At 63.0% G+C, this 14404-nt stretch carries 14 protein-coding genes and 1 other RNA gene; 4 read left to right on the forward strand and 11 right to left on the reverse strand.

The features are described 5' to 3' along the window. Window positions 1–41: 41 nt before the first annotated feature. Together MJD61_11415 and MJD61_11420 are read right to left on the reverse strand one after the other, a co-directional pair. Entirely contained in the window at window positions 42–1118 is a 1077-nt protein-coding gene (locus MJD61_11415; GenBank protein ID MCG8555877.1) for a LysM peptidoglycan-binding domain-containing protein, read from the reverse strand. After that, the gene (locus tag MJD61_11420) at window positions 1115–1996 is read right to left on the reverse strand and encodes a tetratricopeptide repeat protein (GenBank protein ID MCG8555878.1); all 882 of its coding nucleotides are present in this window, start codon (window positions 1994–1996) and stop codon (window positions 1115–1117) included. Before MJD61_11420 ends, MJD61_11415 begins: the two co-directional genes overlap by 4 nt. 43 nt (window positions 1997–2039) lie before the next feature. Between MJD61_11420 and MJD61_11425 the strand changes: the two genes are divergently transcribed. Further along, window positions 2040–2336, forward strand: a complete 297-nt coding sequence (locus MJD61_11425) for a DUF4911 domain-containing protein (protein ID MCG8555879.1) — start codon at window positions 2040–2042, stop codon at window positions 2334–2336. 118 nt (window positions 2337–2454) lie between these two features. Beyond that, the gene (locus tag MJD61_11430) at window positions 2455–4329 is read left to right on the forward strand and encodes an OmpA family protein (GenBank protein MCG8555880.1); all 1875 of its coding nucleotides are present in this window, start codon (window positions 2455–2457) and stop codon (window positions 4327–4329) included. 49 nt (window positions 4330–4378) lie between these two features. Here the strand turns inward: MJD61_11430 and MJD61_11435 are convergent, their stop codons facing one another. From MJD61_11435 to pgsA, 7 genes are all read right to left on the reverse strand, one after another. Next, a complete protein-coding gene (locus tag MJD61_11435) occupies window positions 4379–5278 on the reverse strand; it encodes a DsbA family protein (protein ID MCG8555881.1) in 900 nt (299 codons plus the stop codon). Window positions 5279–5575: 297 nt separating this feature from the next. Continuing rightward, entirely contained in the window at window positions 5576–5830 is a 255-nt protein-coding gene (locus tag MJD61_11440; protein ID MCG8555882.1) for a hypothetical protein, read from the reverse strand. 183 nt (window positions 5831–6013) lie between these two features. Then, window positions 6014–6408: RNase P RNA component class A (rnpB, locus tag MJD61_11445), an RNA gene on the reverse strand. 68 nt (window positions 6409–6476) lie between these two features. Beyond that, a complete protein-coding gene (gorA, locus tag MJD61_11450; GenBank protein ID MCG8555883.1) occupies window positions 6477–7826 on the reverse strand; it encodes a glutathione-disulfide reductase in 1350 nt (449 codons plus the stop codon). Window positions 7827–7898: 72 nt separating this feature from the next. After that, window positions 7899–8420, reverse strand: a complete 522-nt coding sequence (locus tag MJD61_11455; protein ID MCG8555884.1) for a DNA-binding protein — start codon at window positions 8418–8420, stop codon at window positions 7899–7901. Between the two features lie 25 nt (window positions 8421–8445). Beyond that, entirely contained in the window at window positions 8446–8925 is a 480-nt protein-coding gene (locus MJD61_11460) for a MerR family transcriptional regulator (GenBank protein ID MCG8555885.1), read from the reverse strand. Window positions 8926–9480: 555 nt separating this feature from the next. Then, entirely contained in the window at window positions 9481–10275 is a 795-nt protein-coding gene (gene pgsA / locus MJD61_11465; GenBank protein ID MCG8555886.1) for a CDP-diacylglycerol--glycerol-3-phosphate 3-phosphatidyltransferase, read from the reverse strand. 378 nt (window positions 10276–10653) lie between these two features. Between pgsA and MJD61_11470 the strand changes: the two genes are divergently transcribed. Next, window positions 10654–11670: a flippase-like domain-containing protein gene (locus tag MJD61_11470; protein MCG8555887.1), complete on the forward strand. Its 1017-nt coding sequence runs from the start codon at window positions 10654–10656 to the stop codon at window positions 11668–11670. 431 nt (window positions 11671–12101) lie between these two features. Continuing rightward, the gene (locus MJD61_11475; GenBank protein ID MCG8555888.1) at window positions 12102–13019 is read left to right on the forward strand and encodes a phosphatase PAP2 family protein; all 918 of its coding nucleotides are present in this window, start codon (window positions 12102–12104) and stop codon (window positions 13017–13019) included. On the opposite strand, the gene MJD61_11480 is transcribed toward MJD61_11475, so the two are convergent. Both MJD61_11480 and MJD61_11485 read right to left on the reverse strand, forming a co-directional pair. Next, entirely contained in the window at window positions 13009–13371 is a 363-nt protein-coding gene (locus MJD61_11480; GenBank protein ID MCG8555889.1) for a hypothetical protein, read from the reverse strand. The two genes, MJD61_11475 and MJD61_11480, sit on opposite strands and share 11 nt — an antisense overlap. Continuing rightward, a complete protein-coding gene (locus MJD61_11485) occupies window positions 13368–14018 on the reverse strand; it encodes a cytochrome c oxidase subunit 3 (protein MCG8555890.1) in 651 nt (216 codons plus the stop codon). The genes MJD61_11480 and MJD61_11485 overlap by 4 nt, the downstream gene beginning before the upstream one ends. Between the last annotated feature and the right edge of the window lie 386 nt (window positions 14019–14404).

Consider the following 14404-nt stretch of genomic DNA (forward strand, 5'->3'; position numbering starts at 1 on the left):
CCTGCGCGGCCGGTCTCGACCGGTTATTCTTGGACGGCCCCTTAGAAGCCTTTTCGCATCACGGCTCGGTCCCCCACCCTTACATCCCCGGCCGAACGGATCACGACCGCCGCCAGGGTGTTGGGACGTGCATGTACCACGCGAAGCTCGGCCACGGTTTCGTAGGGCAGACTTGCTGCGTCGATGTTTGGAGGCCTCACCGTGGCCCCCATATGCCGGGCGCTCGTGTAGAGGCTGGCACGCCAGGCGTCGCCTCGCTTCACAACGAAGAAGCGATTGCCTTCTTGCACACCCTGGCGCGAGCCCACGTCCACGAACACCAGATTGTCGTGGGCAATCAGCTGGCGGTCTCGTAGCGTAGCCACGATCTTGGCGTCAACGCTGCCTTGGTTTGGCTGGGGGTCCACCAGTGCGAAGCGTCGTTTCATCACTGCCGCGCCCACACCTCGCTCGATGGGATCCAGCGACTCGAAGATCAACGCGCGCGCGATTCCACGCTTGGGATCGAACGTCTGCACCGTGGCGGCTCCCAGGATGCGCACCAGCACACCCGACGCGTCCGGATGAATGTGCGTTTCGTCGCGAGGTAGCTTTCGGAACAACGTGTAGCTTTGGCCAGGCCTGACCTTGCGACCGCCGGGGAAACCCAGGTACACCTCATCGCCTTCCGCGAGGAGCATCCTCTCCTCGACGGATCCCACGATGCGTCCGGCGGCTTGCAGGGCCGCCTGATCGAGGTAGCCCTGTTCGCGCAGCAGCAAGGTGTTGGGACGAAGGGAAGCTCGCGGAACGACGATGCGCCTACCGGTGTGCGCGGGCGACTTGCTCGCTTGCGGTGGCTCGTCGTGCGACATGCGAACGGCAGAGCCGGGGAAAATCCAGTGTGGGTTGGTGATTTCGGGGTTGTTGGCCCAGAGCTCCGGCCATTTGCGTGAATCACCCAGGACCCGCTCGGAAACATCGGAAAGTGTGTCCCCCTCGCGCACCATGTAAGCACGAGTGTCATGGGCTGCGGGCGAGGCCCCGCGGGTTGAGGCATGCGGAGCATCCTGGGCTCGCACGGTCGTGGGGACCACAAAAGCCGAAAAAAGCGCGCCAAGTAGGGCTGCGCTTCTCACGAGAGCTCCTTGGCGGCTGCACGGCGGGCGGCGTCGCTGCCAGGAAACCTCCTGCGAAGATCATGGATGAGCCGCCTGTAGCGAAGCGTGTGGCCGAGGCGCTCGTGGCAGAGCGCCATCGTGTAGAGCGCGTCGGCCAGCCTTCTGTGCCGATTGAAACGGCGCTCCAGCTCGCTGAGATGAACAATGGCCTCTTCGTAGCGCTGCTGAGCGAAGCGAATCCGACCCTGCCAGTAGGACGCGTCGCCGGCGTGGGGGTGTCTTGGGAACTCTGCGCTGAATCCAGTGAGAGCCTCCAGCGCCTGCTCAAAGCGGTGCTCGCGGATCAGCGCGAGCGCCCGCCGGTACCGTTGACTCGCCGCTTTCGCGTCCTGAACGGAAGGACCGGCAGCACGCCTGGCCTCGATCAACGAAACCGGCGGCTCGGTGCTTTTTGACCTTGTTCGCTCCCTGGTGCGCGGCACGGGGAGCGCTTGGGGCTGGATGCGTCCCAGCGGCTGTTCCGGCTCGCGTGCCTGCTGGCGATGCTTGGTGCCGGCTTTTATGGCTCTCCCCGAGGAGCTCCGGCGCGGGGCAACTTCGCTGTGCTGGTCGCTTGCCAGGGTCTTCGTCAAGTGGGCTCGGTCCCGCGTCGGGGCGGTTTCGCGTCGCCGTCTCAACTCGCCCAGCGATACTTCGAGCATGGCCAGGCGTCCCTCCAGCTCGGCGATACGCTTCGCCTGGCGTTCGCTTCTGGCGTGCAGCCCTGCGAGCTGTTTGACCTGAAGCGAATCGGCGTGCGCGCTCGGTGCGTGTGCTGGGGTGCCGGCTACCGCCGCCCCGCAGCCACTGGCCAGCAGCCCAGCGACCAACGCGGCTGCAGCGTGTGGGCGAGTCAACGGCCACGACCGATTCCGAGGAGCGCGCACTGCGGTTCATGCTATGCGTTCAAAGAAGCGCAGGTCAAAAAACAGCGTGTTTCCCCCAAACCCGGCCCTGTGCGCGGCGCGTGTGCGCATCGATAGGCGCAGCATCGTGTGGCTACGCTCCGTGCTCGAGGGCTACGAGGGACTCGCCTTGCTGCACGGAGACGAGTCCGGCACCGTCACCATAGCCTCGCCCTCAGACCGAGCGCGGGAACTCGCCGCTCTGCTGAGCGACCTGAAACGGGAAGCGAGCTTCGAGGTTGTGGGCCCGGTAACACTGAAAGAGCTGTCATTCGTGGGAAGAAGGGCCTAGAATGACGCATCCGTACTGGGGCCTGCGTGACGGGCGGCCCGTGCCGCCAACGGAGGCCAAGTCAACAAGCTAGATCAGACGTTGTGCGCGATGCTGCTGTTCCACCGGAGCTCACGAGATGACGAGACTCGCTTTTGGCTTTTGGGTGACGCTATCGCTGCTTGCCGTTGCACAAGTAGGTCATGCGCAGAATTACGAAGGCTTCCGACTCGACCGACTGGAGCTGCCTCCCACGATCGAAGACGGCATAGCACTGCAGCTACCAAACACCCTCGGGCACCTGCGATGGTCCGCAGCCTTGACGCTGAACTACACGCATTCGCCCTTGGTTATCGAGCCCCAACCCGAGGTTTTGGGTGAGGGGCGGGTAGTTGCCGATCGGCTTCAGGCACAGGTCGTAGCAGCGCTGGGGCTTGCGGAATTCGCAGAGATCCATGCTCGCGCCCCCGTGGTACTGAGCCAGGGGGGCGATCGCATTCCCCTGGTCAGCGATCCGCGACCCGCGGCGTTCGCGGCTGCCGACGTGACAGTGGGTGGTTCCTTGCGCCTGTTGGGTGCCGCGGAGCGTGGGCCACAGCTGGGTTTGGTTGGCGAGCTGGTGCTGCCTTCAGGCAGCCAAGAGGCGTACGGCAGTGACAAGGGGGTTGGTCCGCGCGTGTTGCTCACGGCCGCACACGTAGTCCCAAGTGCGGTGACGATCGCGCTTCAGCTCGGGGGTCTGTATCGACCTGAGCGGCAATACGCCGATGCCCAGCTCGGCAGCGAAGCGCTGGGTGCGCTGGGTGTGTACGTTACGAGCGTGCCGCGGCTCGTGGTTGGGGCAGAGGTCTTGGGCGCGCTGGCGCTAGCTTCCAGCAACAGCGCCAGCCACACCGCCAAGTCCCTCGAGGCGCAGCTCGGTGTGCGTTACACCGCAGCACCTGGCTTTGCAGCCCAGCTCGCTGCGGGAGCCGGTCTCAACAACGACGTTGGGGTCCCCCAATTGCGCGCCCTTCTATCGTTGGGTTTCGCTCCTCCGAAGCACGCACCACCGCCGCCGCCCCCGCCACGTCCCGAACCCCCGCCTCCCCTGGACACCGATAGGGACGGGATCGTCGACGACCAAGATCATTGTCCTTTTGAAGCCGAGGACCCCGATCAGTTCCAGGACGAGGATGGCTGCCCGGACACGGACAACGACGGTGACGGAGTGCTGGACAAGCTCGATCGCTGCCCGCTACAGGCCGAAGACCCGGATGGCTATTCCGATGCAGACGGTTGCCCGGACATGGACAACGACGAGGACGGCCTGCCTGACGAGCGTGACAAATGCCCCTTGGAGCCGGAAGACAAGGACGGCTTCATGGACCAGGACGGCTGCCCGGACACGGACAACGATGGCGACGGTGTGGCCGACGATTTGGACAAGTGTCCGCTGTCGCCCGGATCAGCCGACGCCAAGGGCTGCCCCAAAGCGGTGCGGCTCGAGGAGAAGCAGATCAAGATCCTGTCGCGGATCAGGTTCCGTAGCGGGAAGGCGAAACTGATGAGATCGGCGGAGCCAATCCTCGAGGAGGTGCGGGCGGTGCTCCAGGCGAACCCCTGGATCAAGCTGATTCGAGTCGAAGGCCACACCGACGACCGCGGTTCCGCGAAGTTCAACCTGAAGCTCAGTCAGCGGCGTGCCGGCGCGGTCACGGCGTGGTTTGAACAGCGCGGCGTGGATCCGAACCGATTGCAGGCTCAAGGCTTTGGCGAGGATCGGCCGCTGACGGACAACAGGACCAAGCAGGGTCGCAGCGAGAACCGGCGCGTGGAGTTTCACATCGTCGACCCGCCCGAGGGCGTTTCAAGAGGCGTGGTAGGCACTGAGCAGCCGCAGGTCGACCAAAGACCAGCGCCTGCAACCCAGCCTGCTCCCGCTCCGCCGCCCGCTCCCCCGATCCCTTCACCAGCCGAGGTCTCCCCGTCTCCAAGACCGCCGCTGCCTGCGCCCCAGCAGCTCAGCCGTTAGTCCCCTCGAGGACGTAAGCCGCCCCAGCGCGATTGTGGACAGAAGCTATCTAGCTTCCGAGCGCTTCGCGCAGGTAGGCCGCCAACGTCCGTGGAGCCTCTCGGAACCGGCGCCCCTGTACGTAGAGCGAGGGCGTCGAATCAACGCCCGCAGCAATACCCTCCCGGCGGTCCGCCGCAATGCGATCGCGCACCGCTTCCGAATTGACGTCCCGGTGAAAACGCTGCATGTCGAGGCCTATCCGCTCGGCGTAGCGCTCCAGATCCGCGTCGGCAAGGTCCTGCTGATGCTCGAAAAGCAGGTCGTGCATTTCCCAGAACCTGCCCTGCAGCCGCGCCGCCTCCGCCGCACGGGCAGCCGGGGCCGCTCGCTCATGCCCTGTTAGCGGGTAGTGCTTGAAGGCCAAGCGCACCTTGCCCTCGAACTGGCGCAGCACACGCTTGAGGATCCTGTGGGCGGCACCGCAGTAGGGACACTGGAAATCGCTGAACTCCACGATGGTCACCGAAGCCATCGGCGCCCCCCGGATGGGAGCGTCGTCCAGGTTGAACCTAGCCACCGAGCCCTCGCCGTAGCGACCCGCGAAACGCTGCTCGATGTCGCTCTTCTCGTACCCCTCCGCGACCAGGCGCGCGAGGTAGCGGGCGCCCACGACACACTTGGGGCAGCGGCCGCTGGCTTCGGCCGCACAACGGGCGAGGCTCAGTGGATCTCCGCAGGGCGATAGGGCCTCGTTGATGAGGTCCTGCCACACCCTTTGCTCGGCCTCGGTCAAGTTCGAGACGTCCACGTTGGTCAGCGTCTCGACACGCCCAGTCCCACCCGGTGGCGTCGATCCTACGGCGGGAGGCGAGGGCGAGCCAGCAGGACGACTGCGATCGCAGCTAGCTCCAAGGCAAACGTGCACGACAACAAGCAACGCGGCCAGCCACCAAGCCTTCGAGACCATTGCTGCGCGATGCTAGAAACCGGTTACGGGACTGTCAACCGACGCCTCCGCCTCGCTGCTGTCGCGGCCGATACCGTTCAGGCCACAGCGAGTCGGCTGCTCAGGCGAGGCTGCACCCGCAGGGGCAACCGAGCACACCTTGGGGCCCGCGGAAGAATAACTCATCCATCTCACCGGTTCCGACCACCGATGGCTATGTTGCGCCTCCTCGAAATACCCCCAATATTCCTCGCCGTTGCGCCTTGCCAACGGCGCCCGGCCCTCGGCGATACAGACGAGTTATTCTTCCGTGGGCCCTTAGGACTCGCTGTAGGTGATGAGCTGCTCGCGCAGAGTCTCTTCCGTGATTCCAGAGCCAATGTGGTCCTTCAGACAGTCCGCGATCGTGATAAGCAGGTCCTCGACCCCCTTATCGTCGATGAGCTTCGCTAGCAACGCCCTGGCCTCGCGTGTCTCATCCTCGCGCAGGAAGCCGCGTACCCTCTCCATGGTGATGTCACCCTGGAAATCGATGTAAGCGTTCTGTAGCAGGTATCGGACAAGCTCTCGCACGCGCGACCTCCCATCAGTCCGAGCGGTGGCTGGTTGTTGGTTGTAGACCCCGGTCCCGCGGTGGCGCAAGGGCATCTTGAGGAAAAGCGCTCGTCCTGACCCGTGTCGCAAGCGATCCAAAAAGGGGGCACAAGTCCGAGCCTGAATAAAAACGCGAAGCCCTGTGCCACGCACAAGGCCCCGCGGTCGAAGAGCTCATAAGCCGAGTTCTGTTCCCGCTGCCGTCGCCGGCAGGCGGGCGGCGATCATTCTTCTGGGACGCGCGTCGCCGCGCGCCTCCTGCGACGTTACCCGAAAGCTTGGGCGGGCCGCCCTCAGGCGCTTTCCTATTCCGTCTTGCTCCGAATGGGGTTTACCGTGCGGTCCACGTTACCGTGAGCCCGGTGAGCTCTTACCTCACCCTTTCACCCTTACCCCGGATCTGGAGTGATCCAGGCCGGGGCGGTTTGCTTTCTGTGGCACTTTCCTTGAGGTCACCCTCACCAGCTGTTGACTGGCATCCTGCCCTGTGGAGCTCGGACTTTCCTCCGTGCACCCGGACCGCGTCCGGAGCGACGGCGATCGCCTGAGCCGCTTCGGCGCCCCAGTAGATACTGTCTGCACGGCCGGCCGGCAACCGGGACGGGCCTTGGGGCCCGCGGGGGCGCTACGAGGGCGATCCCATCGTGACAAATTCTTCCGCGGAAGTCGGATGAATCCCGAGCGTCGCGTCAAACTGAATCTTGGTCGCGTTGCACTTCAACGCAACGGCAAAGCCCTGAATTATCTCTGGCGCGTCCAAACCAACCATATGGCACCCCAGCACACGCTGTGTGTGCTTGTCGACAACGAGCTTCATGATGCTCGGCTCCCCGTAGCGGCTCACCACTTGCCGCAGCGGCCGGAACTCGTTCCGATAGACCAAGATGTCGGCGCCGCTGGCTCGCGCCTGCTCCTCGGTAAGCCCTACCGTAGCAACGGGAGGCTGGCTGAACACTGCCGTCGGCACACAGCGCAAATCGGGACGAGTCGGTGTCGCACCAAACAGCGTCTTGGCTACCGCACTCCCCTCAGCAAGAGCGACGGGCGTGAGCGCCATCGGATTCGAGCAATCGCCCACCGCGAAGATGTTTGCGATGCTGGTGCGACCATACTCATCCGTCATCACGTGCCCGGAGCGTGAGGTGCGTACGCCGATCTCGGCCAGTCCAATGCCCCGAGTTCTCGGTGCACGTCCCGTGGCGAATAGGACCTCGTCCGCTTCGACTACGCTGCCAGCCGCCAGCCGCACGCGCTTCAGATCACCGTGGCTGCTCACCTCGGAGACCTGGGCGTCGGTACACACGTCGAGCCCTCTGCGGGCCAAGGAGCGGGTTATCGTCTTGCGCACGTCAAGATCGAATCCTCGCAACAACAAGCTGCCTCTGTGGACGATGGTCACCCGGCTTCCGAGCCCGTGAAAAATGCCCGCGAACTCACACGCGATGTAGCCCCCCCCCACGACGACTACCTGTTCTGGTAGGCGTTCAAGCTCGAAGACTTCGTTGGAGGAGATCCCATGCTCCACGCCCTTGACAAGAGGCATGGCAGGCCAACTTCCCGTTGCCAGCAGCAGCCACTTGCCGCAAATAGTCCGACCATCGACCTCGACCGTGTGGGGTCCTTTGAGCCTTGCCTGGCCGTGAACAATGTCCACGTTGGACCCGAGAAGGAGTCTCTCGTACACGTCGTTCAGCCGCCGCACTTCCGACTGCGTGAAGTCGCACAGTCTAGGCCAGGACGCCGTAGCGCGAGCGATCTCCCAACCGTAGCCGGCGGCGTGGGCAAGCTCCTCGCGAAACTGGGATCCGTAGACGAGGAGTTTCTTCGGCACGCAGCCTACGTTGACGCAGGTCCCGCCCAGGTAGCGTTCTTCGATCACGGCGACGCGGGCTCCGTAGCCGGCGGCGATGCGACTCGCTCGAACGCCGCCCGAGCCCGCACCCAACACCACGAGGTCGTAGTCGTAGCTGCCCATCGTCGTAGTCGCGCCGGCGATCGCACCCTTCCCTGCGCGGCCGGTCTCGACCGGCTGTTCACGGACCGACGCCTAGCCGACCATCAAGTAGTCCTGGAGCTTTTCCGCTTGCTGCCCGGAGCGCAGCTTGCCTAGCCCTTGCGTTTCCAGCTGGCGTACGCGCTCGCGTGTCAAGTTCATGATTACGCCGACTTCCTCCAGCGTTGTTCCGCCACGGTCGGCGATATCCAAGGCGCACGTATCCGTCATTTCCCATACCTCCAGGTCCGGGAAATTCAGCTTTATCGACCCGCGAACCGGATGCACATCAATGTACAGGTGGTACTTGCAAGCCACGAACGGACAGGGACGCTCCATGTCTGCGCACTCCGCGCGTGTTGTTGGACGCCAATAATCGTCCTCGGGGAACTCTGCTCGCCCGCGCTCCAATTCGGACTTGCTGAGCCGTCGGATCGATATCGTCCGGGCGCGTTGCCGTTCGCGCCGCCGCCTGGGCGGTACGGATTCGTCGATTTCGGACTCCGGTACACCCGGAAGCCCTGCCGCCAATGAGCCGTCCAACTCCTGTTCGAGTGCCCCCTGTTCCGGAACCATAGCCAAACCTCCTGTCGCAGATGTCCTAGACTACCGCCCTGGCCATGCGAGCACGCGCCGCCAGTCGCACCTCAATCGCCTTGAGTCCCTCTACCAAGCGGTCGGCAAGCGCCTTTGCATCGGATATGGCGCGAGCAAGAACCTCATCGCCCTCTCCGCGCATCTCGATCGCTTTGCCGAGCTTCTCGAACACGCGCTCGAAGCGTCGCGCTAAGTCGTCCACATCCCCGCGCACGAACAGCAGCTCCCGGCGAATCTCGTCGATCGTGAGGCCTTGGGCCATTAGGCGCCGAATCAGATCGAGTTGGCGCACGACGGTCGCGGGATACAGGCCCTGTGAGCCTCGGTTCTTGCCCTTGCGACCAACCCTGACGCTGCGCGGCAGAAGGCCCAACTGAACGTACTTGCGAAAGGTCGCTTCGCTCAGGCGCATGCCACGCGAGGCAAGGATATCGACGACTTCCTGAACGCCGACACCACGCGGGTGCGCCCTCTCGAGCTCCAAAAGCTCTGACTCTTCCCAGCAAGAGGGTTCATGCGCAGAAGATTGGATCGCCTGTATTCGTTTCTTCAGATCCATATCAAACACTAACAATCAATATATTATATTCAATATATTCATTGCAACCAAAAAGTTTCAACATTCTCACAACAGTTTTTCCACAGCTACCATGGGTGACCGGGAGCCACGAATCCGTAGCTATCTGATATTACATGCTAAATCGACTGCGTGTTCACGTTCCCGTACGATCTCTGACATGTGGATGGGTTCGTACTTATGCGCATCGAGGCCAGATTACTGGATTGCTGAGATCGCTACAAGAAACCTGCGATCTGTTTATGGTGCCTACTTATGTGAAGTTTTGCATTGTACACGTGTGTTGAGTAGTTCACTTGCACGCTCATTCAGGATTTGTCCCGATATGGGACACTGAGGCGGAAAGTGCATTCCAATGCGCAGTCGTGTCCGCTGACGTGAACAAAATCCGCAGGCACGCCGGCTGAGCGCCGACATTCAGGCGTGGCGCCGAAACGGCCCTGCCATTTTCGACCCCGCGCCTCAGCCTTTGTCTGCCAATCTGCGCTGCTTGGCTTCGACAGCCCTACTAAGCAGCCTCAGGTACTCCCCGGCGCTCGTGACCGCGAAGACTACGCTGAGCAGGAGCATCGCGAGGCCCACGCCGTTCAGGTTCGCTGAAACGCGGAACGCGAAGAAATCCAGATCGTACGTGTGGTGGAGAATGAGCGTGAGCACCGCTACCATCTGCAGGGCGGCCTTGTCTTTGCCTCCGCGCAGAGCGCCGATCACGACCCCCTCGCTCATCGCTATGATCCTGAGTGTCGTTACCGACAGCTCGCGCGCCACGATGATGATGGTCATCCACGCCGGCACACGCCCCAGCTGAACAAGAACCAGCAGCACGGCCAGCACAAGCAGCTTATCTGCCAGCGGATCGAGGAACTGGCCAAGGATGCTGGTCATTCCACGACGACGGGCCAGCCACCCGTCAACTGCATCGGTCACCGCTGCCAGCGAGTACAGAATCGCCGCCCAGAAATTCCCCACGCGAGTGCCTTCAAGAATCAACAGCAGTACGAACGGGATCATGCCGATTCGCCCCATCGTAACCAGATTGGGCAGATTGAGCGCATCGGCGAGAACGCCGTGCCCTGGCAAGCGGCGATGAGGCATTCGGCCCCCAGGGTAATTCTGCGAAGCAGCAACGGCAACGCGGGGTCGCGCGTAGCCGTTCACGGGCGTCTTCGCTTCCGCGACGGTTTCCCAGGGGCCTGAAGACCCGACTGCCGGGGCCTGAACGGTTACGGTCGCGCTGCGCCCTAGGATACCCGACATAGTGTTCGCGCCACGTTGCTTCGTACTATGGGTCGGGGTATCTGGGAGCGGACTAGGGACGCCCACGACCATGACCACGACCCCCTGCGGCGGCAGCCTCCGGCAATCCTCAACGGTCCGCGTTCAGGCAAGCCCTAGGAGCGTTGCCGCTAGAAAAACACCCGCCGCCAGATCAATAGACCTCATCCGTGATCCTGTGGAGTCGTTGAAGACACTCCCTGGTGCCTCGCCACAGGGGTCTTGATTGGTTGGAGCCTGCAGTGGGGTTCGCTGGCAAGGCGGGCAGACGAAGGAGGTGAAAGCACTTGAGGGACTCCTTGCGCGCGCGGCCAGCATCGGGTCTTCAGCCCGGCGCAGCAAAGGCGTTCGAGGGCGTCCGTGAGCGGCCCAAGTTCCTTATCGAGCTTAGTGCCCGGGCTCGGGCGCAAGCTGGTTGCTGCCTCGTTGCTCGGCGGCGCAGCCTTCGCCGCCCTCTCGATCTACAGCGACATTGAGGCCCTGCGCGGCCATCTGGCAAGCTACGCAATAGAACCGCTGCTGCTTGCCCTATCGTTCGTCCTCGGCAACTACGCGCTGCGCTTCGTGCGCTGGCAGTACTACCTTCGCATGCTTCGGATTCGGATTCCCGTCGGCGAAAGCTTGCTGGTCTTTGTATCTGGCTTCGTAATGAGCGTGACCCCGGCAAAAATCGGGGAGGTGTTCAAATCCCTGCTGCTGCACGAGTCCCGCGGCCTCGCCGTAGCGACGACAGCCCCCATCGTCTTCGCCGAGAGGCTCACCGACCTGCTGGCCCTAGCCATCCTGACATCACTTGGTTGTGTGGCGTTTCAGCATGGCTGGGCGGTCGCCGTGACCGCAATGCTCATGGTCGGTATTTTGGTTGTGAGCGTGGCCTATCGCCCGCTCGGTGAGGGCTTCATTCGTGTCGCTGGGCGTCTTCCGGGACTGCGTCGGCTGGCACCGAGACTCATGGAAGCGTACTCCGCGCTGCACACGATGACACGACCCATCGCCGTCCTCTGTGCTACTGCGTTGGCGTTCTCCGGCTGGGGGCTGGAGTGCGCGGCCATGTTCGTAGTGGTTACAGGGTTCCAACAGGATGCTCTGACCATGACCGCCGCCATGTTCGCCTACTCCGCATCGACCCTTGCCGGCGCGCTGGCGATGTTGCCCGGGGGGCTAGGCGTGACCGAAGCCGGGATGGCCGGACTGCTTCAAGTACTTGGGCACGGGCGCATCACGTCAGCGGTTGCTGGTGCCTCAACGATGCTCATCCGATTGGTGACACTCTGGTTCGCAGTGCTCCTTGGACTTGTGGCGTTCAGCGCCTGGCGGACCTTGCAGCGAGCCAGGAAACCCGAGCATGCCGGACCAGATGCCCCTGCGGCTTACTAGTACGCGCGGCCGGAAGTCCGATCCGGGTTTTCTCCCGGGTGGGCCGCGTGCACGGCCGCGCGCAGCGCGGCATCGACAAGGGGGTGCCCGAGGGTTAGCTGCTTGCACGCCCTACCCACACCACGCTAGGCTAGCCGATGGCCAAAGAAACTGGCCGAACGGCCTAATTACGGCACTGGTGTCCTGCAACAGTAGCTGCTTGCGTAACTCGCCAAGCGATTGGCGGCGAGAGGCCCTGGGATCGACGGCAATACTCTTGTGCGGCAATCGTGGGGCGTCGAGTTTGGGATAACGGTTGAGTGAGAGCTGACAGCGTCTGGATCTACATGGAATCCTCGCACCAAGTTCCTTCGAGCCCTTCGCTGTCCGAACGCACAAGTACTCGGTCGGTCGAGGCCACATGGCGTGGTCTCTGTACAGCTGCTCACAACATGGCCTTGCAGGATTGGGCGGTGGTCGCGTTCCATCTCTTCATGTGGATTCGCATCATGGCCGCCCCCGACAGCCCGGAGGCCGTTATGGGACGCAGGCTGACCCTGGGCTTGCTTTGTCCAACGCTGCTCACGTTGCTGGTTACGCGAGGCCAGCTGCTGGGCGCCGGCACAGCGCGCGCTCTGCTGTACCGGGTGGGCATGTTCGCGCCCATGGTTGGGTCCTATTTCACGCTCCGCTGGTACCTGCCAGCGCTGCAGCCCCACTTGCTCGACGCAGCGCTGCTCCGAATCGACGAGGTGCTCTTCGGCGCAACCCCCGCCGTATACATGGACTCACTCGTGACATCAGCCTCGGTCGAGTGGTTCGCGTTCTTCTACTATTCGCACTTCTATGTTCTCGGTCTGTACCTGCTACCCTCGCTGTTCTTTGACTCCGGCAGGCGCATGTACGAGCTCATGATTGGTGCGATGCTCGTGATCGCGATCGGCCACACGATCTATACCTTGGTGCCCGGGTTGGGGCCCTACGCAGAGCACCGCTTCGACAACGAGCTCACCGGAGGCTTCTGGTGGGCCCAGGTGCAGCAGGCGGTAGCCGCGGCCGGGGCGCAGCTCGACATCTTCCCGTCCTTGCACACAGCCTGCCCTTGTTTCTTTTCGTTGCACGCCATCCGCTACCGCCACACACCTATCTACCGTTACCTGTGGCTACCAACGTCGTTCATCGCACTCAACATACTGATCGCCACGATGTTTTTGCGCTGGCACTACGGAATCGATGTGATTGCCGGCGTCGCGCTAGCCCTGACAGCGCATCGGCTATCGGAAGCCGCGAGACGTTATGAGCTCGGTGGTCGTCGACCGGCTGACCGCCAGCCCGTGTGGGAAGCTCTTTGGCCCACGGTCAAGAGTTGAGGACGCCGCGAGCCTCGCGCTCTAGCTGCTTCATACGCCGGCGAAACCACCACACCGCTACCGCAATCAAGACCAGCGGTGTCGCCGTCATGAAGATGGTGGTGACCAGGAAAGCTACCCGGTTGTCGTCGTTCTGCGCCTGAAAACACACGGGACATGCATGGCACAGGTCCGGCATGCCGAGGACGAACGAGCCGATCAACAGGCCCAGCAGCACCACCCGAAACCCTGTGGGAAACCGGTATTGGCGGTTGTTCGATTTCGACGCGGGTGCAGCACCACAGCGAGGCATGCGAAGAGCCTGGCATGCACGTGCAGGCGAAAGCACGTTCGCGATGCTGTGTGACTTCATAGGTAGACCCTCCAATACAGGATTGGCCACAGCCCGACCACGAAATACCAGAACAGCCCTGCGGTCTTGAACTCGCTTGGGGTCGAGCGGCCTCCGATCAGCCTCGTGTAGATGTAGATCAGTGCGGCGATCGCGGCCACAGCGTGCAGAGCATGGGCGCCTACTATCAGGTAAAAGAACGCGCCGTGAGTGCTGGTCGTCAGGGTGAGGCCTTCTCGGATAAGCGCCACCCACTCGACGCCCTGAAAGAGCACAAAGAACGATCCCAGGAGAATCGAAAGCAACAGTGGTCGCCGAGCCGCGCCTGGTCTACTGGCGAATCCGCGATGTGCCAGAACCATGAAGAGGCCGCTCAGCAGCAGGGCGGCGGTATTGAAGGCCGTCTCCTGCACCGGCAGTCGCGGCTGACCCGGTGGCGGCCAGCCGCCTATCGCAGTTGTCTTGCCGATCGTGAAGGCGCTGATCAGCCCCGCGAAGAACATCGCCTCCGCAATGATGAAGATCACCATCGCGATCACACCGTTGGAAGCGAGTTGATACCGGCGCGGTCCGGGCCCTCCGCCTCCTGTGGGGTAGGAGCGGTAGGGCGGGCGCAACGACTTCAGAAAATCGGGTTCACCCTCACCTCGAGCCGCGCGGGTCTCCATCAGCCGTCTCCGTGCCCCTTGGATTGTATAGGTCCATCTCGCTTGCTGGGCCACCGCTGGGGCCACCGCTCAGTCCGGGGTCACCACACGCGGCTTCAAGACGGCCTCGCAGCTACGACAGGCACTGTCCATTCGTTCCCCTTAACGGCTCTGTTCATCAAAGAAGCCGCAGCCTCCTTGGTCTGGCCCCTTTGCGGGCGGCGTTGCTGCACCCCACGCCTTTGGGCGTGGAGCGTCAGTGGTGTTCGCCGCCCTCTCCGTGACCGGCACCTAGCGCGCGCTGAACTTCCTTCTCGGCGGCCACGTTTTGCCACAGGCGCCCTTGATGCTGCATGATGTCGGGCGAAGTACCTGCATAGAACAGAAACATGAACGCGATCGTCGTG

It is taken from the genome of Pseudomonadota bacterium (assembly GCA_022361155.1).
Classification (GTDB): domain Bacteria; phylum Myxococcota_A; class Polyangia; order Polyangiales; family JAKSBK01; genus JAKSBK01.